General features: G+C 58.3%; 24 protein-coding genes, 1 tRNA gene and 1 pseudogene. 6 read left to right on the top strand and 20 right to left on the bottom strand.

From position 1 onward, the window contains the following. Positions 1-3 precede the first annotated feature (3 nt). The 8 genes and pseudogenes from alaC to ffh form a co-directional block, all read right to left on the bottom strand. Positions 4-1,194: an alanine transaminase gene (gene alaC, locus BST95_RS14935; RefSeq protein WP_084200351.1), complete on the bottom strand. Its 1,191-nt coding sequence runs from the start codon at positions 1,192-1,194 to the stop codon at positions 4-6. Between the two features lie 171 nt (positions 1,195-1,365). Beyond that, positions 1,366-2,115, bottom strand: a complete 750-nt coding sequence (locus BST95_RS14940; protein WP_066051701.1) for a DsbC family protein — start codon at positions 2,113-2,115, stop codon at positions 1,366-1,368. 86 nt (positions 2,116-2,201) lie between these two features. Further along, complete coding sequence (gene xerD, locus BST95_RS14945) at positions 2,202-3,107, bottom strand: site-specific tyrosine recombinase XerD (protein ID WP_084201196.1); 906 nt, start codon at positions 3,105-3,107, stop codon at positions 2,202-2,204. 463 nt (positions 3,108-3,570) lie between these two features. Continuing rightward, a complete protein-coding gene (gene rplS, locus BST95_RS14950; RefSeq protein ID WP_066051704.1) occupies positions 3,571-3,924 on the bottom strand; it encodes a 50S ribosomal protein L19 in 354 nt (117 codons plus the stop codon). Between the two features lie 54 nt (positions 3,925-3,978). Continuing rightward, entirely contained in the window at positions 3,979-4,716 is a 738-nt protein-coding gene (gene trmD / locus BST95_RS14955) for a tRNA (guanosine(37)-N1)-methyltransferase TrmD (RefSeq protein ID WP_084200352.1), read from the bottom strand. A gap of 8 nt (positions 4,717-4,724) precedes the next feature. Further along, positions 4,725-5,273 (bottom strand): ribosome maturation factor RimM, encoded by a 549-nt coding sequence (gene rimM / locus BST95_RS14960; protein ID WP_084200353.1) that lies wholly within the window; start codon positions 5,271-5,273, stop codon positions 4,725-4,727. A gap of 19 nt (positions 5,274-5,292) precedes the next feature. Beyond that, a complete protein-coding gene (rpsP, locus tag BST95_RS14965) occupies positions 5,293-5,541 on the bottom strand; it encodes a 30S ribosomal protein S16 (protein WP_066051713.1) in 249 nt (82 codons plus the stop codon). A 324-nt stretch (positions 5,542-5,865) separates the two neighbouring features. Next, positions 5,866-7,276, bottom strand: a pseudogene (ffh, locus tag BST95_RS14970) (signal recognition particle protein). A 117-nt stretch (positions 7,277-7,393) separates the two neighbouring features. On the opposite strand from ffh, the gene BST95_RS14975 reads away from it, so the two are divergent. Together BST95_RS14975 and BST95_RS14980 are read left to right on the top strand one after the other, a co-directional pair. Then, positions 7,394-8,197: a cytochrome C assembly family protein gene (locus BST95_RS14975; protein WP_084200354.1), complete on the top strand. Its 804-nt coding sequence runs from the start codon at positions 7,394-7,396 to the stop codon at positions 8,195-8,197. 70 nt (positions 8,198-8,267) lie between these two features. Continuing rightward, positions 8,268-9,545 (top strand): HlyC/CorC family transporter, encoded by a 1,278-nt coding sequence (locus tag BST95_RS14980; protein WP_084200355.1) that lies wholly within the window; start codon positions 8,268-8,270, stop codon positions 9,543-9,545. On the opposite strand, the gene BST95_RS14985 is transcribed toward BST95_RS14980, so the two are convergent. Genes BST95_RS14985 through BST95_RS15015 form a run of 7 tightly spaced genes read right to left on the bottom strand, consistent with a single transcriptional unit; the run spans position 9,542 to position 13,677 of the window. Beyond that, positions 9,542-9,736 carry a DUF1289 domain-containing protein gene (locus BST95_RS14985; RefSeq protein WP_066051722.1) on the bottom strand — a complete coding sequence of 65 codons (195 nt, stop codon included), beginning with the start codon at positions 9,734-9,736 and terminating at the stop codon, positions 9,542-9,544. The two genes, BST95_RS14980 and BST95_RS14985, sit on opposite strands and share 4 nt — an antisense overlap. After that, positions 9,733-10,257, bottom strand: a complete 525-nt coding sequence (locus tag BST95_RS14990) for a gamma carbonic anhydrase family protein (RefSeq protein ID WP_066051726.1) — start codon at positions 10,255-10,257, stop codon at positions 9,733-9,735. The genes BST95_RS14985 and BST95_RS14990 overlap by 4 nt, the downstream gene beginning before the upstream one ends. Then, positions 10,254-10,865 (bottom strand): NUDIX hydrolase, encoded by a 612-nt coding sequence (locus BST95_RS14995; RefSeq protein WP_169843959.1) that lies wholly within the window; start codon positions 10,863-10,865, stop codon positions 10,254-10,256. The genes BST95_RS14990 and BST95_RS14995 overlap by 4 nt, the downstream gene beginning before the upstream one ends. Then, a complete protein-coding gene (locus tag BST95_RS15000; protein ID WP_084200357.1) occupies positions 10,862-11,179 on the bottom strand; it encodes a YqfO family protein in 318 nt (105 codons plus the stop codon). The genes BST95_RS14995 and BST95_RS15000 overlap by 4 nt, the downstream gene beginning before the upstream one ends. Next, on the bottom strand, positions 11,180-12,283 hold the full coding sequence (gene tgt / locus BST95_RS15005) for a tRNA guanosine(34) transglycosylase Tgt (protein ID WP_084200358.1): 1,104 nt from the start codon (positions 12,281-12,283) through the stop codon (positions 11,180-11,182). A 14-nt stretch (positions 12,284-12,297) separates the two neighbouring features. Then, entirely contained in the window at positions 12,298-13,362 is a 1,065-nt protein-coding gene (gene queA, locus BST95_RS15010; RefSeq protein ID WP_084200359.1) for a tRNA preQ1(34) S-adenosylmethionine ribosyltransferase-isomerase QueA, read from the bottom strand. A 57-nt stretch (positions 13,363-13,419) separates the two neighbouring features. Further along, positions 13,420-13,677: a hypothetical protein gene (locus BST95_RS15015; RefSeq protein WP_180962005.1), complete on the bottom strand. Its 258-nt coding sequence runs from the start codon at positions 13,675-13,677 to the stop codon at positions 13,420-13,422. Positions 13,678-13,843: 166 nt separating this feature from the next. Here BST95_RS15015 and BST95_RS15020 point away from each other — a divergent pair. Continuing rightward, positions 13,844-13,930: transfer RNA gene (locus BST95_RS15020), tRNA-Leu, on the top strand. A gap of 47 nt (positions 13,931-13,977) precedes the next feature. Here the strand turns inward: BST95_RS15020 and BST95_RS15025 are convergent. The 4 genes from BST95_RS15025 to BST95_RS15040 all read right to left on the bottom strand — a co-directional run bounded on the left by BST95_RS15025 (position 13,978) and on the right by BST95_RS15040 (position 17,979). Continuing rightward, the gene (locus BST95_RS15025) at positions 13,978-14,940 is read right to left on the bottom strand and encodes a S49 family peptidase (RefSeq protein WP_084200360.1); all 963 of its coding nucleotides are present in this window, start codon (positions 14,938-14,940) and stop codon (positions 13,978-13,980) included. Between the two features lie 102 nt (positions 14,941-15,042). Further along, positions 15,043-15,861 (bottom strand): formyl transferase, encoded by an 819-nt coding sequence (locus tag BST95_RS15030; protein ID WP_084200361.1) that lies wholly within the window; start codon positions 15,859-15,861, stop codon positions 15,043-15,045. Between the two features lie 153 nt (positions 15,862-16,014). Next, entirely contained in the window at positions 16,015-16,257 is a 243-nt protein-coding gene (locus tag BST95_RS15035; RefSeq protein ID WP_084200362.1) for a hypothetical protein, read from the bottom strand. Positions 16,258-16,263: 6 nt separating this feature from the next. Further along, positions 16,264-17,979: an FAD-dependent oxidoreductase gene (locus BST95_RS15040; protein ID WP_084200363.1), complete on the bottom strand. Its 1,716-nt coding sequence runs from the start codon at positions 17,977-17,979 to the stop codon at positions 16,264-16,266. A gap of 197 nt (positions 17,980-18,176) precedes the next feature. On the opposite strand from BST95_RS15040, the gene BST95_RS15045 reads away from it, so the two are divergent. Next, positions 18,177-18,656 carry a c-type cytochrome gene (locus tag BST95_RS15045; RefSeq protein ID WP_066051796.1) on the top strand — a complete coding sequence of 160 codons (480 nt, stop codon included), beginning with the start codon at positions 18,177-18,179 and terminating at the stop codon, positions 18,654-18,656. Positions 18,657-18,658: 2 nt separating this feature from the next. Here the strand turns inward: BST95_RS15045 and BST95_RS15050 are convergent, their stop codons facing one another. Beyond that, the gene (locus BST95_RS15050; RefSeq protein WP_084200364.1) at positions 18,659-19,324 is read right to left on the bottom strand and encodes a cytochrome b/b6 domain-containing protein; all 666 of its coding nucleotides are present in this window, start codon (positions 19,322-19,324) and stop codon (positions 18,659-18,661) included. Positions 19,325-19,420: 96 nt separating this feature from the next. Between BST95_RS15050 and BST95_RS15055 the strand changes: the two genes are divergently transcribed. Both BST95_RS15055 and BST95_RS15060 read left to right on the top strand, forming a co-directional pair. Then, positions 19,421-21,697: a TonB-dependent receptor gene (locus tag BST95_RS15055; protein WP_169843960.1), complete on the top strand. Its 2,277-nt coding sequence runs from the start codon at positions 19,421-19,423 to the stop codon at positions 21,695-21,697. A 100-nt stretch (positions 21,698-21,797) separates the two neighbouring features. Then, positions 21,798-23,759 carry a DUF3604 domain-containing protein gene (locus BST95_RS15060; RefSeq protein WP_084200366.1) on the top strand — a complete coding sequence of 654 codons (1,962 nt, stop codon included), beginning with the start codon at positions 21,798-21,800 and terminating at the stop codon, positions 23,757-23,759.

The following is a 23,759-nucleotide window of genomic DNA, read 5'->3' on the forward strand; positions in this document are numbered from 1 at the left end:
GCCTCAGGCGAAACCATCATTTTTAAACATACGTTTGATATTGCGAATCGCCTGACGCGTACGGTGTTCGTTTTCGATCAGACCGAACCGCACATAGCCCTCGCCATACTCGCCGAATCCCACGCCGGGCGAGACCGCCACTTTGGCTTCTTGCAGCAGCTTTTTACTGAACTCGATGGAGTCGTAGTCGCTGTAACACTCGGGAATTTTCGCCCACACGAACATGGTGGCCCGCGGCGGCGTGACCGCCCAACCAACGGCGTTCAGGCCTTCACACAGCACGTCGCGGCGCGACTTGTACATGGCGTTGATTTCACTCACGCAGGTCTGGTCACCTTCCAGTGCCGCGATGGCCGCCACCTGAATCGGTGTGAACATGCCGTAATCGAGGTACGACTTCATCCGCGCCAACGCACCCACCAGGGTTTTGTTGCCGCAACAGAAGCCCACACGCCAACCCGGCATGTTGTAGCTCTTGGACATGCTGTAAAACTCCACGGCGATATCCATGGCGCCCTCTACCTGCAGAATCGACGGCGCTTCATAGCCGTCGTAGCACAGGTCGGCGTAAGCCAGATCCTGTACCACCCAGATATTGTGTTCCTTGGCAATGGCCACCACGCGCTCGAAAAACTCCAGTTCCACGCAATAGGCCGTGGGGTTGGAGGGGAAGTTGAGCACCAGCATCTTGGGCCGTGGCCAGCTGTTGTGAATTGCCTTTTCCAGTTCATCGAAGAAATCTTCTTCGTTCATGCCCATGGGCACGTGGCGGATATCCGCACCGGAGATCACAAAACCATAGGGGTGAATCGGGTACGAGGGATTGGGCACCAGAATCGCGTCGCCGGGGCCAGTGGTGGCCAGCGCCAGGTGTGCCAGGCCTTCTTTGGAGCCCAGGGTGACAATGGCTTCAGTTTCGGGGTCGAGCGTGACCTCGTAGCGGCGCTGGTACCAATCACAAATCGCTTTGCGCAACCTTGGAATACCCTTGGACTGCGAATAGCGATGGGTATCGCCGCGCTGGGCGGTCTCCACCAGCTTGTCGACGATATGCTCCGGGGTCGGCTGATCGGGGTTGCCCATGCCGAAATCGATGATATCCTCGCCCGCCGCTCGCGCCTGCTGCTTCAACTCACCAATAATGTTGAACACATAGGGAGGTAGGCGTGAAATGCGCCGGAATTGTTCGTCCACGATTTCTAACTCTTACTTCGGTTATGACAGCCCAGCAAAGGGCTGGAGAACTGACAGGAAAGGGGTCAGAAACAGTACGGTTTAAGGGGGGGATGTCAACGCGGGGGATTACCAAAAACACCCGCGAAAAAGGAAAAACCCGCACGCAATGGCGCGCGGGTTTAGAGAAAATTACTCTACACCAAGTGTCGCAAGAATCTTGTCAGCATCCTGGTAGCCGGGAATCATCTGGCCAGTGTCGGTAATAATCGCAGGGGTGCCACGCACACCGAGCTGCTGGCCGAGCTGGTACTGCTCATCAACGGGGTTGGAATCGCACTGCTTAACCGGTACCGGCTCCTTGTTTTTCAGCGCGGTGAGAGTCTGCTGCGGGTTCTCTGCACACCAGGCGCCTACCAGCTGGCGATAGCCCGCTGAGTCGGTGCCGCCACGTGGGAAGGCCAGGTAACGCACCTGTACGCCGTGTTTGTTCAGCTCCGGCACTTCATTGTGCAGCTTCTGGCAGTAGAAACAGGTGGTATCGGTGAATACGGTGATCTCGCCTTTCACCTCTCCTTCAGGCGCAAATACAATCATGTCGGCCTCGTCCAGGGCCTCCATCTTGGCCAGGCGCTCGCCATCACGGCGCTGCTCGGTGAGGTTTACAAACTGGCCGTTATCGACCTGAAACAGGTCACCCACCAGGAAATGCTTGCCGTCAGCGGTGGCGTAAACCATGGGACCGTTATCAAACTGTACTTCGTACATGCCCTGGATATCGCTGGTGCTCACAGTGCTCACCGACAGGCCCATGGCGGGGCTGTTCATGGCGGCACTAATGCGCTCAAAGGTTTCTTTGTCCACCGGCGCGCCGGCATTGACCATAGGAGCCACGGCAATGATCAGGGTAGCCACAGCGGCCTGGTACAGTCGATTAAACATCTTGTTTCCTCATTAATTTCGCCCCGGCCTCCCCTGGCCGGTGCACAGTTCTCAGCTCTTTGAGCATCAGTAGCGCAATAAGTTCCTCAACCCCGTGGATGGTGCTCGGCATGCAGTTCCTGCATCCGCTGCTTCGCCACGTGGGTGTATATCTGGGTGGTCGTCAGGTCGCTGTGCCCCAGCAACATTTGCACGACCCGCAGATCCGCTCCGTGATTCAGGAGATGGGTCGCGAATGCGTGGCGCAGGGTGTGGGGAGACAGTGCCTGGCGAATACCGGCGCGCTGGGCGTAGATTTTAATACGATACCAGAAGGTCTGGCGAGTCATCTGCCGCCCTCTTTTACTGGGAAACACAACATCGGAGGGGATTCCCTTGAGCATTTCACCCCGCGGACCGGCCATATAGCGTTGCAACCAGCTGAGCGCCTCCTCACCCATAGGCACCAGCCGCTCCTTACTGCCCTTGCCGAACACCCGCACCACCCCCTGGTTGAGGCTCACCTGGGTCACCTGCAGGCTGGTCAGCTCTGTCACCCTGAGGCCGCAGGCATACAACAGCTCGAGCATGGTGCGATCGCGGAATTCCAGCGGATCGTCGAGATCGGGTGCCTCAAGCAGCTTGTCGACCTGGGCTTCGGAGATGGACTTGGGCAATGGGCGCCCGAGCTTGGGGCTGTCGACATCCAGGGTAGGATCGGCCTGTATCCGCCCTTCCCTGATCAGGTACTTATAAAAGCCCCTGGCACAGGACATAAACCTCGCGGTGGAGCGCTGTGACTGCCCCTGCTCCAGGCGCGCTCCGAGGTAGGCCTGCAGTTCAGCGCGGTCGGCGCGAACCACTGTGCTACCTTTGTTTTTGGCAAGCCATTCATTGAATTGGCGCAGGTCGCGGCGGTAGGAGCTCAGGGTGTTGTCACTGAGGCCCTTCTCCATCCACATGGCGTCGATGTAGCGTTCGATTTCTGGGTGTTCTAGCAGGGCTTCTGACATGCGGTAACGGTAACATGATTCGATGTGATTGGGGTTGTTCCGGCTAGCCGGGCCGGAACGGAGTTTATCTCTCGAAACCGCTGCAAGGCCATCCATGGCGCGCTTCGGCGTCCGCCATCCATGGCTCCCGACGATCTCGAGAGATAAACTCCGTTCCCGCCCTCTATTTCGCCATACACGCCACACCCCAGGCGAAAAGCCTCTCTAGAATAGAAACACCCCAGGTACCGGTAGACATACAGCCCCAAGGCCGAGAGAGCTTTTGCCCTTCCAATATCGTCGGGAGGCTGGGTGGCGCGGCCGGCGATCCGGTACGCCGAAACGCCCCATGGATGGGTTCGCAGTGGTCTTGGAAGGGCAAAAGCTCTCTTGGCCGCCACGTGAAGAAGCTTCTAACCCCGAACTAAAGGCAAAAAAAAAGCGGCCACTAGGGCCGCTTTCGGATACTGCGAAAGGCAGAAGCTTAGGACAGCTTCTCCTTGATGCGGGCAGCCTTACCAGACAGCTCACGCAGGTAGTACAGCTTGGCCTGACGTACGTCGCCGCGACGCTTGACAGTGATGCTGTCTACGAGGGGGCTGTAAGTCTGGAAAGTACGCTCTACGCCAACACCGTGGGAGATTTTGCGTACAGTGAAGGCAGAGTTCAGCGCGCGGTTGCGCTTGGCGATAACAACGCCTTCGAACGCCTGCAGACGCTCGCGGTTGCCTTCTTTTACTTTTACCTGAACAACCACGGTATCACCCGGGGCAAATTCAGGCAGCTCTTTCTCCATCTGTTCAGCTTCAAGCTGAGAAATGATCTTGTTGGTGCTCATGGCGCGCTCCTGTTGATTAACAATCGTAGCTTCACAGCTAGCGGTTTTAAAATTTCACTCGCGTTCGCGGAGATACTCCGCCAACAATTCGTCTTCTTCGGCCGTGTTGGCCCTGCCCTCCAGCAAGTCCGGGCGACGCTCGTACGTTCTTCCCAGTGCCTGCTTCAGGCGCCAGCGGCGAATCCACTCGTGATTGCCGCTGAGCAATACTTCCGGTACCGGCTTACCCTGGTACTCCTCTGGCCGGGTGTAGTGTGGGCAGTCCAACAGGCCATCGGCGTAGGAATCTTCCTGAGCCGACAGCTCGTGCCCCAACACTCCGGGCAAATGGCGTGTTACCGAGTCGATAACCACCATGGCAGCCAGTTCGCCGCCGCTTAAAACGTAGTCGCCAATGGATATTTCTTCATCCACTTCCGCTTCGATCAGGCGTTCATCGACACCTTCATAGCGGCCGGCAACCAGGATCAGCGCTTGCTCCTGTGAGAGTGCCACAGACTTGCCGTGGTCCAGGCGCTTACCCTGAGGCGAGAGGTAGATCACTCTAGCGTCTACTCCCGCCGCCTCCCTTGCTGCGGCTATCGCCTGCTGCAGGGGATCAATCTTCATCAACATGCCCGGGCCACCGCCGTAGGGCCTGTCGTCCACCGTGCGATGCTTGTCGGTGGTGAAGTCCCGCGGATTGCTGTGGCTGATAGTCACCAGCCCCTGCTTTACCGCTCTGCCCGTGACACCATGGTCCGTGACAGCTTCAAACATTTCCGGGAACAGGCTGACCAGTGCAATATGCATGTTGCCGCCTATTCCTCGAGGTACCAATCGACCTCGATAACGCCCTCTTCCAGGCTTACCCGGGTGACCACATCGCCGGGCAGGTAGGGAACCAGTCGTTCCCTGTCATCGATGCTGCCGTCGCTTGCCTTGATCACCAGCACGTCATTGGCGCCGGTTTCGATCATGTAATCGACAGTGCCCAACAGCACGCGATCGCCTTCTGATTCGGGCTCCCGACCCCAGGCTTGCAAACCTTGCAACTGGTGCCAGTAGTAATCGCCCTCTTCCAGGCTGGGGAGGCTATTCGCCTCCACCACAATGCTCAGTCCCTTGAAGGACTCCGCCAGGGTACGGTCATCCACCCCCGCGATATGGGCAATCATGCCCTTGCCATGGCGCTTCCACTCATCGAACTCAACCGTTTCCAGTGAGCCGCGTCGCTGGAGCTGCCAGGCACCGAACCGAAAGAGGTTTTCTTCAGGATCGGTAAATGAGTGCACTTTGACCCACCCCTTAACGCCGTACGGGCCGGTAATTTTACCGGCAGTCAGCGGGTTGGCACCGGACTCACTCATAAAGACCGGTCAGCGGGGATTAGGCCGCTACAGCAGCTTCCTTAACCAGCTTGGCTACGCGCTCAGACAGCTGCGCACCCTGGCCCTGCCAGTATGCGATGCGATCGGAGTCAACGCGCAGGCGCTCTTCCTGGCCACGGGCTACGGGGTTGAAGAAACCAACGCGCTCAATGAAGCGGCCATTGCGCGCATTGCGGCTGTCGGTCACTGTCAGGTGGTAGAAGGGGCGCTTTTTGGAGCCGCCACGTGCAAGACGAATAGTTACCATGTGATCTCAATTCCTTGATTTTTAAGGCGAAATCTCCCGCTTGGGATGGCTCGCCCACGACAAAACCCGGCACACGGGCCGGAAAGGTGGCGTATCATACGGAAAACACAGGGGGAATGAAACCCCCTTTGAAAGGAATTTTTGTAGTTATTTCCGGAGCTTACCGTCATTCCCGCGAAGGCGGGAAACCAGGGAATTATCCGCCATATATCAGCTCAACAATGCGCGTCTGCCAGGCGCGCCGGTCCGCTGCAAATAACTAAGATGATTCCTGGCGACCAGGTCAATGGATCCCGGCCTGCGCCGGGATGACGACCTCAGCCCTTATTTGAAGGGAGGCATGCCACCAGGAGGCATTCCGCCGCCCATACCGGGGGCATACCGCCACCGGGGCCGCCCATCATGCCGCCGAGGCCGCGCATCATTTTCTGCATGCCGCCGCCCTTCATTTTCTTCATCATTTTCTGCATCTGCTTGTGCTGCTTGAGCAGTCGGTTCAGGTCCTGCACCTGGGTGCCGGAACCCTTGCAGATGCGTTTCTTGCGCGAGCCCTGAATGCTCTCGGGCTTGCGGCGCTCTCCCGGGGTCATGGAGTTAATCATGGCTTCCATGCGGGCAAACTGCTTCATATCCAGATTCTGCTGAGCCATCTGGGCCATGTTGCCCATACCGGGCAGTTTGTCCAACATGCCGGTGATGCCGCCCATATTGTTCATTTGCTGCAGCTGATCGCGGAAATCTTCCAGGTCGAACTTCTGGCCCTTCTTGACCTTGCGCGCCAGCTTGGCGGCCTTTTCCTTGTCGACCTTCTGCTCCGCCTCTTCGATCAGCGACATCACGTCGCCCATGCCGAGAATGCGCGAGGCCAGGCGATCCGGGTGGAACGGGTCCAGCGCCGTGGTCTTCTCACCGACACCGAGGAACTTGATGGGTTTACCCGTGATAGAGCGCACGGACAGCGCGGCACCGCCACGGGTATCAGCATCGACCTTCGTGAGGATCACGCCGGTAAGTGGCAGCGTCTCGCCAAACGCCTTGGCAGTATTGGCGGCGTCCTGGCCGGTCATGGCATCAACCACGAACAGGGTTTCAATGGGGTTAACCGCTTTGTGTAGTTGGGAGATTTCTTCCATCATCTCCTGGTCAACCGCGAGCCGTCCTGCGGTATCGACAATAAGTACATCGGAAAAATTCTTCTTGGCGTGGCTGATAGCCGCGTTGGCAATATCCACCGGCTTCTGGGACGTGTCAGAAGGGAAGAAATCAGCGCCAACCTCAGCTGCAAGTGTTTCCAGCTGTTTGATCGCCGCCGGGCGATACACGTCGGCGGACACCACGGTGACCTTTTTCTTTTCACGCTCCGCCAGGTGCTTGGCCAGCTTGGCTGCGGAGGTGGTCTTACCTGCACCCTGCAGGCCGGCCATGAGGATTACCGCGGGGGCTGCGTCGCCAGGTTAAGCGACTCGTTGGCGGTGCCCATGACAGTTTCGAGTTCCGCCTGGACAATTTTCAGGAAGGCCTGTCCGGGGCTCAGACTCTTCATGACCTCCTGGCCGAGGGCGCGCTGCTTCACGGAATCCACGAAGCCCTTGACCACGGGCAAGGCAACGTCGGCCTCGAGCAAGGCCATGCGCACTTCACGCAGGGTGTCCTGGATGTTGTCTTCGGACAGGGTGGCCTTGCCGGTAATCGTGCGCAGGCTGTTTGACAGGCGATCGCTGAGGCTCTGGAACATAGGGGTACTCTTCAATCCAACGGAGTTACTGCAAGTGCCTGACCGCTATTGATTCTGGCGGGACACTTCGGTACAAAGGGGCGAAGTATACGTCACCTCGGCCTAACCCCCAAACTGATGCCCATCTCTGCTATCGCCCTGTTTGCCGCACTGTTGTACCTGGCCGCCACGGGCTTGCATCTTATGCATGTTTTTCAGCGGCGCGAAGGCCTCAGCCGCGCGGTAGTCACGCTGGGCGTGGTCGCCGTGGTTTCGCACGCACTGGTCGCCTGGGACAGCATTCACAGCCAGACCGGTGTCACCCTGGGCTTTTATAAAATATCAGCGCTGATTTTCCTGGTGATCAATGTTGCCTGTGCGCTGTTGATGTTACGCCGCCCACTCCAGAGCCTGTTGGTGTTTCTGTTTCCGCTGTCGGCAATGTCAGTGCTCGTCTCCACGTTCGCGCCAGAAACCAGTGCCGACACAGCAGAACTCTCCGGCGGCATGCTGTTCCATATCAGCAGCTCCATTCTCGCCTATGCCATCTTCACCCTAGCGGCTGCCCAGGCGGGCCTGGTTGCCATTCAGGACTACCAACTGCGCCACCGCCATACCCGCGGCATCATCCAGCTGCTGCCACCCCTGCAGCTCATGGAAACCATGCTGTTCGAACTTCTGTTTGTGGGCGTGGTGTTGCTAAGCGCGGCTATCGTGTCGGGCTTCCTGTTTGTGGATGATTTGTTCGCCCAATCGCTGGTCCACAAGACCACCCTGACCATCGTCGCCTGGGTACTGTTCACCGCCCTGCTGTGGGGCCACCACCAGCTGGGCTGGCGCGCGCAGACAGCAGTGAAGTTTACGCTCGCTGGATTTGTCATGCTGATGCTGGCCTTCTTTGGCTCAAAACTGGTTCTGGAGCTGGTGTTGCAACGGGGCTGAGACAGTCTTGCGCCGCCCCTGCTTTTTCTCCAAGATACGCTCTCAGTAATTACACAGGTTCACCCCCACCTTGAACGAAGCACCGCTGGGTATCCTTTTCTCGATACTCGCTGCACTGATTCTCCTCTCGGGTTTTTTCTCCAGTTCAGAGACCGGCATGATGTCGCTGAACCGTTACCGCCTGAAGCATCTGCAGAAGAATAAGCACCGCGGCGCCACCCGCGCTGCTAAACTCCTCGACCGCCCGGACCGGTTGATCGGCCTGATCCTGATCGGCAACAACCTGGTAAATATCTTCGCCTCGGCAATTGCCACGGTGATTGCGATTCGTTTGTGGGGCGACGCCGGCATCTTTATCGCCACCCTGGCGCTCACGCTGGTGATTCTGATCTTTGCCGAGATCACACCCAAGACCATCGCCGCACTGCACCCTGAGAAAGTGGCGTTTCCTGCCAGCGTGATTCTGTTGCCGCTACTAAAACTGTTTTATCCGCTGGTGGCGCTGGTGAACTGGTTCACCAACGGGCTACTGCGCCTGCTCGGCTTTGACCCCAGCAAACAGCACGATGAGAACCTCTCCTCCGATGAATTACGCACCATTGTGACCGATGCCGGCCAGCTGATTCCCGCGCGTCACCGCGGCATGTTGCTGAATATTCTCGACCTCGAGGAAGTCAGCGTGGATGACATCATGGTGCCGCGTAACGACGTCTACGGTATCGACCTGGACGACAGCGACGACGATATTCTGCGTTGCATCCAGAACAGTTCCCACACCCGCCTGCCCGTTTGGCGCAAGGACATTAACGACATCGTCGGCATGCTGCACATGCGCAACATCAGCCGCGTTATCGACATGCAAGGCCTTGACCGGCGCGCGCTGGAACGGGAAATAGAAAAGCCCTACTTCGTGCCGGAGAGCACGCCACTGCACACCCAGCTGCTTAATTTCCAGCAGAAAAAGCATCGCCTGGGCGTGGTGGTGGATGAGTACGGAGAGGTGATAGGGCTGGTGGCTCTGGAAGATATCCTCGAGGAGATTGTCGGCGAATTTACCTCTAACCGCTCAGAGGAAGATGCCACCATTTTCCCGCAGCGCGATGGCAGCTACATCATCGCCGGTAACGCCAGCATTCGCGATATCAATAAGGCTCTGGAATGGACACTGCCCACAGACGGCCCGAAGACCCTGTCGGGGCTGGTGCTTGAATACCTGGAAGGCTTTCCGGACGCCAACGCCGGACTATCGGTGGGCAACTACCAGTTCGAAATTCTCGAACTGGAAGACAATGTGGTGCAGGCGGTCAGAGCCTGCGCCAGTGCACCTGCCAAGGTCGAAGACAGCTAGAGCAGGCGCACACCGCCAGACTGCTCGTCACGGCGCTCATTGGCTTTCTTGACGATTTCACGCTTGGCTTCGGCATCGAGCATAAACCAATCGGTGATCTCGTCTGCGGTGCGGTAGCAGCCGATACATACATCGTTTTCATCCAGCGCACAGACGGCGATGCAGGGCGACTGCGGCTCTTGCTGGCTCACGCCTGCTCCTCCAGCGATGCGTTGAAGCGCTGGGCATTGCTCGCGTAGTGCTCGGCATTGCCGCGCAGCATGGCCTGGGTGGCCTCGTCCAATTGACGCACGACCTTGGCCGGGGAACCGAGCACCATCGAGCCGTCGGGAATCTCGGTACCTTCAGTGACCAGGGCATTCGCCCCAATCAGGCAGCCCATACCGATTTTGGCGCCGTTAAGTACCACCGCATTAATGCCCACCAGCGTGCCATCGCCAATCGTACAGCCGTGAATCATGGCGTTGTGCCCCACAGTGACGTCCTCACCAATGACGGCAGGGAAGCCCGGGTCAGCGTGAATGACTGTACCGTCCTGGATATTACTGCGCGCGCCCACCTCGATGCGGTCGGCGTCACCGCGCAGCACGCAGCTGAACCAGACACTGGCACTGTCGTGCAGCGTTACATCACCAATCACTGCAGCGTTGGGCGCAATAAAATGCCCCTCGCCCATTAACTGAACTTCTTTGTCGCCGAGACGATATTTCATGCTTGGATACTCCATCCTCTGCGCATTTCAAGCGGCACCCCGTAGGCCACACTGGCCAGTTGGCCGAGAATAGCGGCGGTCACACCCCAGATGTTATCGCCGTCTATCTGGTATTGCGGGGTAAAGTAAGTTTTGCCGGGCATCTCGAACTTCAGCGTTTGCAGGCGCGATGCATCGGCGAACACAGCCAGCGGCTGGTAAAATACGGAATCGAACTCGCGGGTATCGACCACCAGCTCTAGTCCACAGGGCACCCGGGCTACACAGGGGTGGACTTCAAAATCGGTACGCGTAATCATCGGCGCAAGTTCACCCAGAGGTGTCACCTGCGCCCCGCGAATACCCACCTCTTCTTCGGCTTCTCGCAACGCCGTCACCCAGGGAGAAGCGTCGCTCGGCTCGCGCTTGCCACCGGGAAAAGCTACTTCGCCAGGGTGGGTCTTCAAGTGGCGGCCGCGCCGGCCCAGCAACACTCGCGGCTCGGCTTCGTCGGTCAATGGCACCAGTACCGCAGCCTCTGGTCGCCGACCAGGATCTGGATCCCAGGCCTGTCGATCCAAGGGAAGCTGCGCCTGCAGTCGCGCGAAGATAGCAGCGGCGTCACTCACTCGGGTAATTCCGCCATTTGCAGCAGATCCCAGGCTGGCTCTTCATAGGGGTGGGCAGCAATCATGGCGTCTACAACGGCGCGAACGCAGTCATCAGCACACACCATTTCAACGCGATATTCGTCTACCAACTCAAGTTCACCCGGCTTGCCGATGAACGGATTGGCTGCCGCTGACGGCCGGAACTGCCCCTGCCCTGCCACCTGCCAGCAGCACTGGTCGTAATCGCCGATGCGGCCTGCACCTGCGGCAAAGGCCGCTGCTTTTACCGGCTCAAGGTGTGTCTCGGGGACGTAAAAGCCGAGTTTGTACATCTAGACGCCCCGGGCCTGAGCTTCGTAGTAATTGGCGGCAAAGTCTTCGAGGTTCTGATCCTCAATGGCCGCTCGAATACCCTGCATATGCTGCTGGTAGTAGTGCAGGTTGTGAATGGTATTGAGCTGTGAGCCGAGGATCTCATTGCACTTGTCGAGATGGTGCAGGTAGCCGCGGCTGAAGTTCTGACAGGTGTAACAATTACAGTCTTCGTCAATAGGCAGCGTGCTGGTTTTGTGTCGCGCGTTGCGCAACTTGAGCTGCCCGCGGGAGGTAAACAGGTTGCCGTTGCGGGCGTTGCGGGTGGGCATCACGCAATCGAACATGTCGACACCGCGGCGCACGCCCTCCAGCAGGTCTGCCGGAGTACCCACACCCATAAGATAGCGGGGCTTGTCGGCGGGCATAATGGGCTGCATCGCCTCCAGCACGTGCATCATCTCGTCCTTGGGTTCGCCCACCGAGAGGCCACCAATGGCATAGCCATCGAAGCCGATGTCTGTGAGGCCGTCGAGCGACTCCTGGCGCAACTCGGGATACATACCGCCCTGGACAATGCCAAACAGTGCAGCGCTGCTATCGCCGTGTGCCTGCTTACTGCGCTTTGCCCACCGCAGTGACAGCTCCATGGAATCACGGGCCTCGTCGACAGTGGCTGGATACGGCGTGCACTCATCGAAAATCATGACAATGTCGGAGCCGAGCTTGCGCTGAATCTCCATGGACTTTTCCGGGTCGAGAAACACCCTGGAACCATCGACAGGTGACTGAAACTTCACGCCGTCTTCCGAAATTTTGCGCATATCTCCCAGGCTGAACACCTGGAAGCCGCCGGAGTCGGTGAGGATGGGGCCATCCCAGCCCATGAAATCATGCAAATCGCCGTGCTGCTCGATAATGTCGGTACCCGGGCGCAGCCAAAGGTGGAAGGTGTTGCCGAGAATGATTTCCGCGCCAATCTCTTTGATGTCGCGGGGCAACATGCCCTTGACCGTACCGTAGGTACCCACGGGCATAAATGCGGGCGTTTCAATCGTACCCCGGGGGAAGGTAAGCCGGCCGCGACGGGCATTGCCGTCGTCACCGAGCCGTTCGAACTGCATTCGACACTCTCTGGTCATGCTGATTCCTGTGCATTGGCGGGGGTAATAAACATGGCATCCCCGTAACTGAAGAACCGGTAGCGCTCAGCCACGGCGGCGGCATAGGCCGCCATTATAGGCTCACGTCCAGCAAAGGCGCTGACCAACATGAGCAGCGTGGATTCCGGCAGGTGGAAATTGGTGACCATGGCATCGACACTGCGGAAACGATACCCCGGGTAAATGAAAATGTCTGTGTCGCCCGTAAAGGGAGCGATCTCTCCCCCCTGGCTCGCGGATTCCAGGGAGCGCACTGCGGTGGTGCCCACGGCTATCACTCTTCCGCCCCGGGCACGGGTCTCGCGTACCGCGGCGCAGGCGGCTTCATCGACCTCGATGTACTCCGAGTGCATCCTATGGTCTTCAATATTGTCGGCCCGCACAGGCTGGAAGGTGCCCGCCCCCACATGCAGGGTGACAGTACAGCGCTGCACCCCCATGGTGGCTATTTCATTCAACAAAGCATCGGTAAAGTGCAGGCCAGCGGTGGGCGCTGCCACAGCGCCTTCCCTGGCGGCGAACACCGTCTGATAGCGCTCCTGGTCGGCAGCCTCGTCACTGCGCTCAATATACGGCGGCAGCGGCATATGCCCCACCTCGCGCATCATCTGTGAGAGCGCAGGCCCGCCTTCACTGGACAGCAGGAATAAGGCGTCATCGCGACCGGTCACGGTCAGCTCAAGGCCGCAGGGCTCGGCGCCCTGCTCAGGGGTCAGCAAAATTCGCGTGCCCGGCTTGGGTGACTTGCTGCTGCGAATATGCGCCAGTGCCGTGTGTGTGCCCGTCAGACGTTCCACCAGAATCTCAAGCTTGCCGCCGGTTTCCTTCTGGCCCCAAAGCCGGGCCGGAATCACCCGGGTGTCGTTAAACACCAGCAGGTCACCTTCCCGCAGCAGGCTGGGCAACTGGCTGAAATGGCGGTGATCAATAGCGCCAGAAGCACCGTCAAGACACAGCAGCCGGCTGGCACTGCGCTCCGGAAGCGGGTACTGGGCGATCAGCTCATCGGGGAGCTCGAAATGGAAGTCGCTGCGTAACATAGGCTATAGACAAAGAAGCCGGCACTGGGCCGGCTTCCTGTAAGTCGCTGGGGAAGCTTACTCTTCCTCGCCAGCTTCCTCTTCTGCAGGGGTTTCCTCAGCAGCAGCTTCCTCAGCGGGGGCTTCTTCCTCGGCAGCTTCCTCTTCAGCAGGTGCAGCAGGCAGAGTGACCTTGATCAGCTCTTCGGCCAGCAGGATTTTCACCTTCTCTTCACCGTTGATGGGCTTCTTGTCGGCGCCCTTAACTGCGTAGCGCTCATCGGCACGCTTGTAGATGCTGTATTCAGCCGTCTTCTTAACCAGTTTCATGGCCATGCTCTTTTCTCCTTAAAAGGTACTCAGATCGCCCGTAGGCGTGGATACGTCAGGTGTTCCCGAAAGAACTGGCGCGGATTCTACATGAAAATTATTGCGCTGTGGAGGCTGCTTGTTATAATCCCGCGCTCTCCAAAAAGGCCCTCTCTGGGACTTTCTACTCTGTGCCGGAGTGGTGAAATTGGTAGACACAGGGGATTCAAAATCCCCCGCCCTTAAAAGCGTGCCGGTTCGAGTCCGGCCTCCGGTACCACCCTTGAATGATCAATGACCCCTGTCACTGCCTTGATGTAGGACTGGTCAGTACTTCATATAGAGCCTCGCACGCCCCGAAGGTAATGCAGATCCCCCCAGCTCAACACCAAGGCCGCCGAGCAGGTCTCCCAGTAACGACGCCTCTTCATAGGTGTAGTTGAGCAGGCTGTCAGACTCGAAGACATCCCGGTTGACCTCGCCCACAGTGGCAAAGTCGTCGATGAGACCCAATTCCTTGGCCCGCTCTCCGTTCCAGATCAATCCGGTAAAGATTTTTGGATCGCTGGAGAGGCGCTCTCCCCTGCCGCGCTTCACATCCTCAATAAACAGTTGGTGCACATCTCCCAGTACTTCTTCCCAGAAGGCGACTTGTGCGGCATCTGATTCGCTAAAGGGGTCGAGAAAGGCCTTGCTATCGCCAGACACAAATTCGCGTCGTTCGACGCCCACTTTTTCCATCAGCCCGGTGAAACCAAAACTTGCCGCGGTGACGCCGATGCTCCCGACAAGGCTGGCCTCACTGGCGTAAATCGTATCTGTCGCGGAAGCGATGTAATAAGCGCCCGATGCGCCGATATCGCGAATCACAGAGACGATGGGTTTCTCGTGCAGTGCTTTCAGCCTGAGAATCTCATCGTAAATATCCTTGGAGTGAACCGGGCTGCCACCGGGACTGTCAATCTCCAGAATAATGGCGGTGACGTATTCGTTCTCAAAAGCCTCCCGTATGCCGGGCAGCATTAAGCTGGTTGAGGTTTCTTGCTCGGAAATCTCGCCGTATATCTCCACCACTGCGACGTGGTCATGCCTGGGAGGCATTGCGGCAATGTAGCCGGCAGCGGCTGATACCAGAATGATCGCCACATAAAAGATGACCGAACCTTTCAGAATATTCGACCATCGCGCTTTGGATGCCTCAGTCTTCTGGGCATTCTCCATGAGGCTGATCTGCCTCTCCATTAATTCACGCTCACCGGGCGTGGCTGAATTACGGCTTTCTTCTGTCACCTGGGCAGCTCCTTTTCCACTGGGTGTCTGTTTAGTACCGCTCGTCTGTTACTCACGAAACTCTAGCACGCAGTTTTCTTGTACGCGAATGCGGGGAAACCATCACGCCTGTGCCAATGAGGCACCTCGGAAACGCTTTGCCAGCGCCAATACACGCGCCTCATCCACCAGCCGCAAACCTCTGGCGTGAAAGGCATCGATATGAGCCTGCTCTGGATAACTGTAATAGCTTCCCTCACCGCCCTGTTCCAGGGCGAGCACGCTCTCCCCTGCCGCCAGAGCTGCTACTGCGGCCGTAATCAATTGAATGCCAGGAAGATAAAGGGCGAGCACGTTGTCCAGATAAGGCGAGTTGTAATCCACCGGCACTGATACCTCAGAGATCACACCGCCAGTGTCGATAGAGCCATCGCTGATGTAGTGCAGCGTGGCCGTCAGCTGCTCATCGCCATTGCTCATTGCCCAGAAACTGGCCATGACACCGCGATAATCAGGCAGGCGACCAGAGTGCAGATTGATGACGCCGTGGCGAGGAATGGCAATCACCTCGTCCTTGAGAATGCCGCCATAGCGCAGGGAAAGAATGAGGTCTGGGTCGAGCTCGCGAATAGTCGCCAGCGACGTAGGTGAATTAATCGCGTTCTCGATTTTTGGCGGGGCCTGCAGGTATTTGCTAAGGCCCAGAAAGCTGAGCAACTCGGCATCCTGGCAGGGCCGCTCATCGAGCAATGGAAACAAAAGCTCGTTAAACAGCGACTGCTCAAAGAACTTCAGACGCTCGATATCATCGGCGCGCTTGCGAACACCGCCAACGGCAGAAGAAAGCAGCAGCTGAGCAGAATGCCCCTGCAGCTTCGGCAGCAACAGGTTCAGCGCATAGTTACTGGCCAGATCACTATTGGAAAGGAGAAGCAGTTTCATCGTGCGCTCACTGGATGTGTTCATCTATAGAAAATCACAGCTGAGAGACGAGCTCAATAGTCAAGCATGCCCCGGCTAGTCGCGTCGATACTGCGATACGCCACACTATTTAAAGGCTCTGCCAGCGCGCAGCCCCGATACAATCTGGCTCAACTAAACGAGCGGCTCCTGACTGCCATCTTCGCGCAGATGCACGAGTCCTAATCCCTCGCCAGATTCGTTAAGCAGAAACTGGATCACCGCACGTCGCAAATCCCAATCATCCGTTTTGGCGGCGGCTTCGTCAGCCCGGTAGGCGTACTTCATCGCCGTGGCAGTGTCGCCTTGATCGAGATGTCGCTGGGCCAGAGAGAGATTCTGTTCAGCGATTCTTTGCGGTGATTCCAGTGAGGTCATCAGACGTTAGTCCTGATAGCCCGTAATGGCCTTTGCGGCCTGGTAGCCAAAGGTCATGGAAGGACCGAGCGTGGCACCCGGGCCGGGATAACATGGCAGCGTTGGGGCGCTGCAGTTACCGCAGGCATACAGGCCTTCGATCACTGAGCCGTCTTCGTGCACTACCTCGGCGTTAGCGGTAATCACCATACCGCCCTGGGTGCCAAAGTCACCGGGATCGACTCGTACTGCGTAAAACGGCGCCTTCGCAACAGGTCCCAGACAGGGGTTGGGTTCCATGCGCGGATCGCCGTAGTAGCGATCGTAGGCAGATTCACCCCGGTGCAAGTCGTCGTCCACCCCTTTGCAGGCAAATTCGTTCATTCTGCCAACGGTTTTTTCCAGGCCCTCGGCGTCTACAGAAATCTTCGCAGCCAGTTCGGCAATAGTGTCAGCCTTGGCCATGAAGTTTTCCTGTTCATAGCGCTTCCAGGGCACCAGGAAATCAGGCATGAGTTGGCTGGTGTAAATCGGGCCAACAAAGTATTTGGAGCGGAAGTCCGCATCAAATACCTGCCATGTCGGGTAGGTGGGATTCTCTTCTGTGTGCTTTTCAAAGGTTTCCAGCTGGAACGCCATGTAGTTCTGGGATTCGTTGCTGAAGCGCTCCCCCGCCGGATTCACCACGATGGAGCCCGGGTAGGATTTCTCCATGATACTCAGACGCGGAATCTCCTCGCCAGGCGGAGAAATGGTGTTACACCACCAGGCTTCATCCATGCGATGCATTTTCGCACCCAGGCGCAAACCTTCCTGGTGTGCGTCACCGGTATTATCCAGGGTGCCGGCACTCCATTGGTGATCGGTGGGCTTGGGCAGATATGCCTCGCGCATTTGCTGGTTGTGCTCGAAACCACCAGCTGCCAGCACTACACCTTTGCGCGCCTGAATGCGCAAGGTCTTGCCCTCGCGCTCCATTTCCAGGCCCACGACCTTGCCGTCTTCCTGAATCAGCTGGGTCATGCCGGTGTTGAGCCAAAGCGGCATGTCGCGATCGAGCATGGACGCCCGCAACCGCGCCACGCCGGCACAGCCAGTGGCCAGGCGGCGGTGAAACTTGTCTCTCAGGCGCCAGGAAAAATCGAGGATGTAGTCCAGCACCAGTTTTCCGGCCATCTTCATCCAGCCGGGCTGCTGCCCCACAAATACCGCTGCTTCCACCTGGGTAATCCCGATACGCCCGCCAATGTGCATCATCGGGTGGGTGCGCCGCAGGCGGCGCCATTCCTCGCCCAACTCACTGGCATCAAAGGTGGCCGGCTCCATCGACCGGTGGCCCGCCATGGCACCGTCGAGATTGGTGTAATAGTCGGGGTAGTGCTCCAGGGTCTGATAGCAGACCCGCGTGCGTTCATGGAGGAAATCGACCATCTTGGGGCCGTTTGTCAGGAAAGCGTCCAACTGATATTCGGGCACCTCCTCCTCGGTAATCAGCTGGCGCAGGTAGGTCTTGGCTTTGTCGAAGGAGTCCTCTGCACCTGCCGCCTTCGCGTAGCGATTGCCGGGAATCCACACCCCACCGCCGGAAATCGAGCTGCTGCCGCCGTACTGGTCGGACTTTTCAATAACGAGCACATCCCGGGTGCCCATTTCGTAGGTGCACAGCGCGGCTGTCATACCGCCGTTGCCGGAGCCGACCACGACCACGTCGAAGCTGTAATCCCACTGTTGTTCGGTGCTCATTGCGCACTCCTGTCATGTTTATGGCGTCATGGTAGCTCAGCGGGCACTCCGCCATGAAAGCCTGGGCGGCTTTTGGCGCGAGAGGTTTAAATTGTTGGTCGCAGAGGGCAGCTACGGTTTAACTATCGGCATCTTGCCGGTCTGGCCTTCAATTGCATACACTGGTCCGCGAACACACCTTTACTAGGGATTGAATAATGAAACGCTCACTTCGCAATACCTGTCTGACCCTCGCTGGCGCCACTGCTCTGGCCGCCTCTGTCCAGGTTGTCGCTCACATGGACACCGACGAGCCCATGCAGGCCTACCGTCAGTCTTATTTCAATCTGGTGGCCATGAACTTCGGCCCGATAGGCAAAATGCTCAAGGGCGAGATGCCCTGGGACGACGCCAAAGTGAAAACCTTCGCCTCAGAGCTGGGCGCCCTGGGCAGCATGGATGTAGGCCGCGCCTTCGGCCCGGGTACCGACAAGGGCACTACCCGCGCCAAGCCCGGTATCTGGGAAAATCAGGAAGACTTCACCGCCAAGCTCACCGACATGCGTGAAGCCCTGGCATCACTGGCAGTGGCGGCAGAATCCGGTGACAAGAAGGCTATCGGTGCTGCGGCAGGCGCCGCCGGCAAAAGCTGCAAAAGTTGCCACGACGAGTACAAGTCCAAGGAATACCTGTACTAGCGTCAAATAACGCCGTCCCTACCAGAGGGACGGCGGGGGCCGGGCGCCTGCTCCAGCCCCCACCACAAGCCGCAGGCCAGTATGGCAACCACAATAATCGCCCACCAGAATGGCACAGGCGCAGCACGCCCGGTGCGGTCCGGTGCCCGCCCGGTAAACATCGCCCCAATCATGCCATCCTTTTTCAGGAACTGGTGATACAGGCCCACGGTGATATGCAATCCCACCAAAACCTGCAGTAAGGTGAACGCCCAATCGTGGATGGCGCCCATCGTGTCCCTGACATCGGAATCCACTGCGTAGTAGAGGGGGCCGTTGAAAAAGACATCATCAGTATTGAACAGGCCGCTGACCGCCTGTAGCAGGAGCAGCCCTAGCAGCGCAAGAATAGACCAGGCGCCCAAGGGGTTGTGACCGGGTGTGGGACTCCCCTGCCCGCGGATATACGCCAGAATTTTGCCCGGGCCCGTTACAAAATCTGAAAAACGGGAATGCACGCTGCCAATCACGCCCCACACCAGGCGAAAGCCGACAAGCACGAGAATGGTTATCCCTGCAGCCTCGTGGACATCCAGCCGTTCAGTCTCGGCACTCCACCAGGCGAGTCCCACAGCGGTGACCAATGACCAGTGAAACAACCGGGTAGGTATATCCCAAATCGGATGCATGTCAGTTCTCTTTCGCTACATTTGGCAGGCCTCATCAGTGTAACAGCCGATGTAACCGCTATGCTAAAGTGGCGGCATAACGACAAGAGACCGTGCATGCAACTGCGCCTTAGCCTCACCCTGGGACTCACCACCTCCCTGACGGCCGCTGCCGCCCAGGCCCAGCCACTCGACACCAGGCTCGAGGAGGTCATTGTGACTGCCCAGTTGGTGGAACAGTCCGCCCGGGAAACACCGCTGTCACTTGTCACCCTGGAACAGGACACGCTGCGCGATCTCGGCATCGCCGGTATCGACGACATCCGCGCTCAGGTACCCAACTTTGTCATCGATCGTTTTCCCTCCAGCCAACAGACGCTGCGCCTGTTTGTCCGCGGGCTGGGTATTACCGATGTCCAGATCACCCAGGACCCCGCCGTCGGCGTGTATCTCGACGGGGTTTACCTCGCCCGTTCCACGGGCTTGGCCACCGACGTCGCTGATCTTGAACGAATCGAAGTATTGCGGGGGCCCCAGGGTACGCTCTACGGGCGCAACACCACCGGCGGCGCGCTGAACATGGTCACGTCGAAACCGGATGCCGAGCGGCCCGCGGCCAACATGGAGCTGGGCGCGGGAAATCGCGACCGGCGCTTTGCCAAAGCCAGTGTAAACCTTCCCCTCGGTGGCGAGCACGCCATTAAGCTGGCGGCACTCGGACACAGGATCGATGGTTTCATCGGTAACCAGGGCCCGGGCGGAGGCTTTGGCGATTATCGCGGTGAGGCCTATAGGTTCGATTGGCGCTGGCAACCGGGTGATCAGTTAACCCTCGACTACAGCTGGGATAAATCACGGCTGGAGACCTATAACTACACTCCCCAGGCCGTGGCCCCCGGCATTCCCACAGGCACCCCCGTAGACGCGGCGATCATCAGTTCGCAGCGCTTTGTCACCTACAGCGAACGCCGCCTGGATACCCTTGCCACCAGTGTGCCGCTGCTGCCAACCGACACAACGATTGAAGGTCACGCGCTGTCACTGAGCTGGGATTGGTCGCCACTGACGCTCAAATCCATTACCGCCTGGCGCGAGCTGACCGATGACAGCTACATTGATTTCGCCAGCGGCGCGAGCGAGGAGTATCGCGTGGACTTCTCGGCGATTAGCCTGGGTAATGGCGAGCAGACCTACCCTAGCGTGCGCACGCGGGTGGATCAGGAGCAGTTTTCCCAGGAGTTTCAGGCGCTGGGGCAATGGCAATCTCTGGATGCGATTGCCGGACTGTATTACTTCGAGGAAAAAGCGCGTGAGAACTGGTTTCCCATGCACCACATTTTCAGCTTCCCCATTATTGAGTCGGGCGATCAGGCCGTGGCGGTGAACATCCGCGCAGAAGACAACCAAATCGAGAACCAGGCCCTGGCCATTTACAACCAGCTGACCTGGCACGCTACCGACGTCTGGCATTTGTCCCTCGGATGGCGCTACTCGCGCGACCAGCGTGAGGTCGAGCGGCTGTTTCGACAGGAAAACTACGTTGATTTCGGCGACGTTGTACTCGGCCCCTTTGAAACCTCGGACTTCGAGGCGGCAGCAAAAGAGGACTTCAACAACCTGTCCTTCAGTGCCAGCGTAGAGCACGATTGGAGCGAGGGTACGCGGCTTTACGCCAAGGTCGTGGAGGCCTACAAGAGCGGCGGTTTCAATACCCGCGACCCCAACCCCGAATCTTTTGCCAAGGGCTTTGACGAGGAGATTAATCGCACTGCAGAAATAGGGCTGAAAGGTGTATGGCTCCAACAGGCACTGCGCTTCAGCCTCGCGGCGTTCTACTCGGATATCGAGGACATGCAACTCAATTTCCTGCTGCCCAACAGTATTTCCGACACCCGGGTGTTTAACAGCGGCAGCGCCACACTCTCCGGGATCGAACTTGAGGCATCGGCCTTTCTCTCCAGCAAGCTATTAGCCCGGGTCAGCTATGCCTACCTGGACACAGACATAGACGACGTGATCGACCCCTTTAGCGGTGAATCCCGCCGCTTCTACTTCGATAACGCACCAAACAACAGCGCCAGCTTTAACGTGGACTACGCGATCGCCGATTTCAGCTGGGGCAGCTGGGCCCTCAACATCAACGGCAGCTATACAGATGAGCGCAAAAAGCAGGACGATCAATTAGCCATAGATAGCTACAGCCTGTTGGGCGCCAGGCTGTCGCTAAGCGACATCGCCGTGGCGAAGGGTGAACTGTCGGTATCCGCCTGGATCCAAAATGCGCTGGATGAAGACTATGTCACGTTTACGATCGACAACCTCCCCCACGCCAGCCGCGCCGTATACTGGGGCGAACCGCGCAGCTGGGGGCTAGACCTGAGATACTCGTATTAAATTTTACGAGGGTCCAACTTCCAATACCGCCCGCTTTACCAGCGTGTTACATCCATGAAAGCCTGTGCACCAACAGCGAAAAATCAAAGCGGGTACTCATATGCGCTCTCTCACCCTACTCTCCAGTGCGGCTTTGCTCGCGTCCTTCGCGCACACCAGCACCGCCCAGCCCTGCGATAATCACGACCCGCTGCGCCGACCTCACTTTGGCGACACCCATGTACACACAGCCTGGTCGTTTGACGCCCGCTCACAGGACACCCGCAACAAGCCGGATGCGGCCTACCGTTTTGCCAAAGGAGAGGCGCTGGGTATCAAACCCTACGACGAGAATGACAAGCCTTTGCGCACGATCAAGATTGACCGGGCACTGGATTTCACCGCGGTCACTGATCACTCGGAGTTCATGGGCGAGATGCGCATGTGTAATGTGCAAGGCTCGCCAGGCTACTGGCACCCGGTATGCATGGCACATCGCTACGTCCCCAGCACCACCTTTGCCACGCTGGCCGCTATGGGTCTAAGCGGCAAGATGCGTTGGAGCAGCATGTGCGGTGACAATCACGAGGTCTGCCTGGAGCAGGCGACCAACACCTGGGCCGACGTGCAGCGCGCCGCCGAAGAAGCCTATGACCGCAGCTCCGACTGCAGTTTCACCAGCTTCATCGCCTATGAATGGACAGCGTCCGTCGGCTCGGGCCAGAACCTGCATCACAATGTCGTATTCAAGAACGATAAGGTGCCCGACTACGCACTGTCCTGGATCGACACACCCTCCCAGGTAGACTTATGGAACTACCTGGAAAACGAGTGTGTGGCCAACAACCCCGGCTGTGATGCGGTGGTTATCCCGCACAACTCCAATCTCAGTGGCGGCCTCATGTTTGAAACTGCTCGCCTGGAAAACTCCACTACTCCCCCCGAGCCTGTCACTCGTGAAGAAGCCGAGCGCCGCGCGCGCTGGAACACGCTGTTCGAGGTGATGCAGCACAAGGGCTCATCAGAATGTGACAGCCGCCTGCCAGTGTGGTCCGAAGATGAGTACTGTGATTTTGAAAAACTGAACTACGATACCTTCGGCGGCAAAGACAGCGGCACCCCCGGCGGGCTGCCACTATCGTGGCTGGCACGGCTTGCGCCTGAAGAGGATCAGCCCGTCACCAAGAAGCCCGATGCCTCAAACTTCCTGCGCTACGCGCTGAAAAAAGGTCTGCAGCAACAGGAAGAACTCGGCGTAAACAGCTTCAAGTACGGCCTGGTGTCCAGCACCGATACGCACATTGCTGCTCCCGGCCTGGCTATGGAGAAGAACCACCCGGGCCACGGCGGCGCCGGCATGGGTGCAGGTGACGGTGTGCCCGTGGGCCTGCCTGACGAACTCGAGTACGGCCCCGGCGGCCTTGCCGTGTTGTACGCCGAGGAAAACACCCGTGAATCCCTGTTCGCCGCAATGCAGCGCCGCGAAGCCTATGCCACCAGTGGCACCCGCCCTGTTCTGCGCTTCTTCGGTGGCTGGGATTACCCGGAAGACGTATGCAGCGCACCTGACATGGTCGCCCAGGGCTACGAGGGTGGCGTACCCATGGGCGGCGATATGGCCGCACCGGACGCCGACAACACGGCACCACGCTTTATTGTCTCGGCCGTGGCGGATGCGGGCACCGATGAGTATCCCGGCATGCCGCTACAGCGCCTGCAGTTGATCAAACGTTGGTATGAAGACGGTGAACTGCACGAGAAGGTGCTGAATGTTGCCGGTGCTGACAACGACGCCACGGTCGATATCAATACCTGCGAAACCCAGGGCGCGGGCCACGGACAGCTGTGCAGCGTCTGGCAGGACAACGATTTCGATCCTGAGGCACAGGCGTTTTACTACACCCGGGTACTGGAAAACCCAACCTGTCGTTGGAGCCAGCTAATCTGTGTCGACGCCGGCGTACGCTGCGACGACCCGGCCACGATTCCCGCAGGCATGGAAAACTGCTGCGCGGCAGATCACAAGAAAGTCATCCAGGAGCGGGCCTGGAGTTCGCCGATCTGGCACACGCCGGAAGCCTGA

It is taken from the genome of Halioglobus japonicus (assembly GCF_001983995.1).
Lineage (GTDB): Bacteria > Pseudomonadota > Gammaproteobacteria > Pseudomonadales > Halieaceae > Halioglobus > Halioglobus japonicus.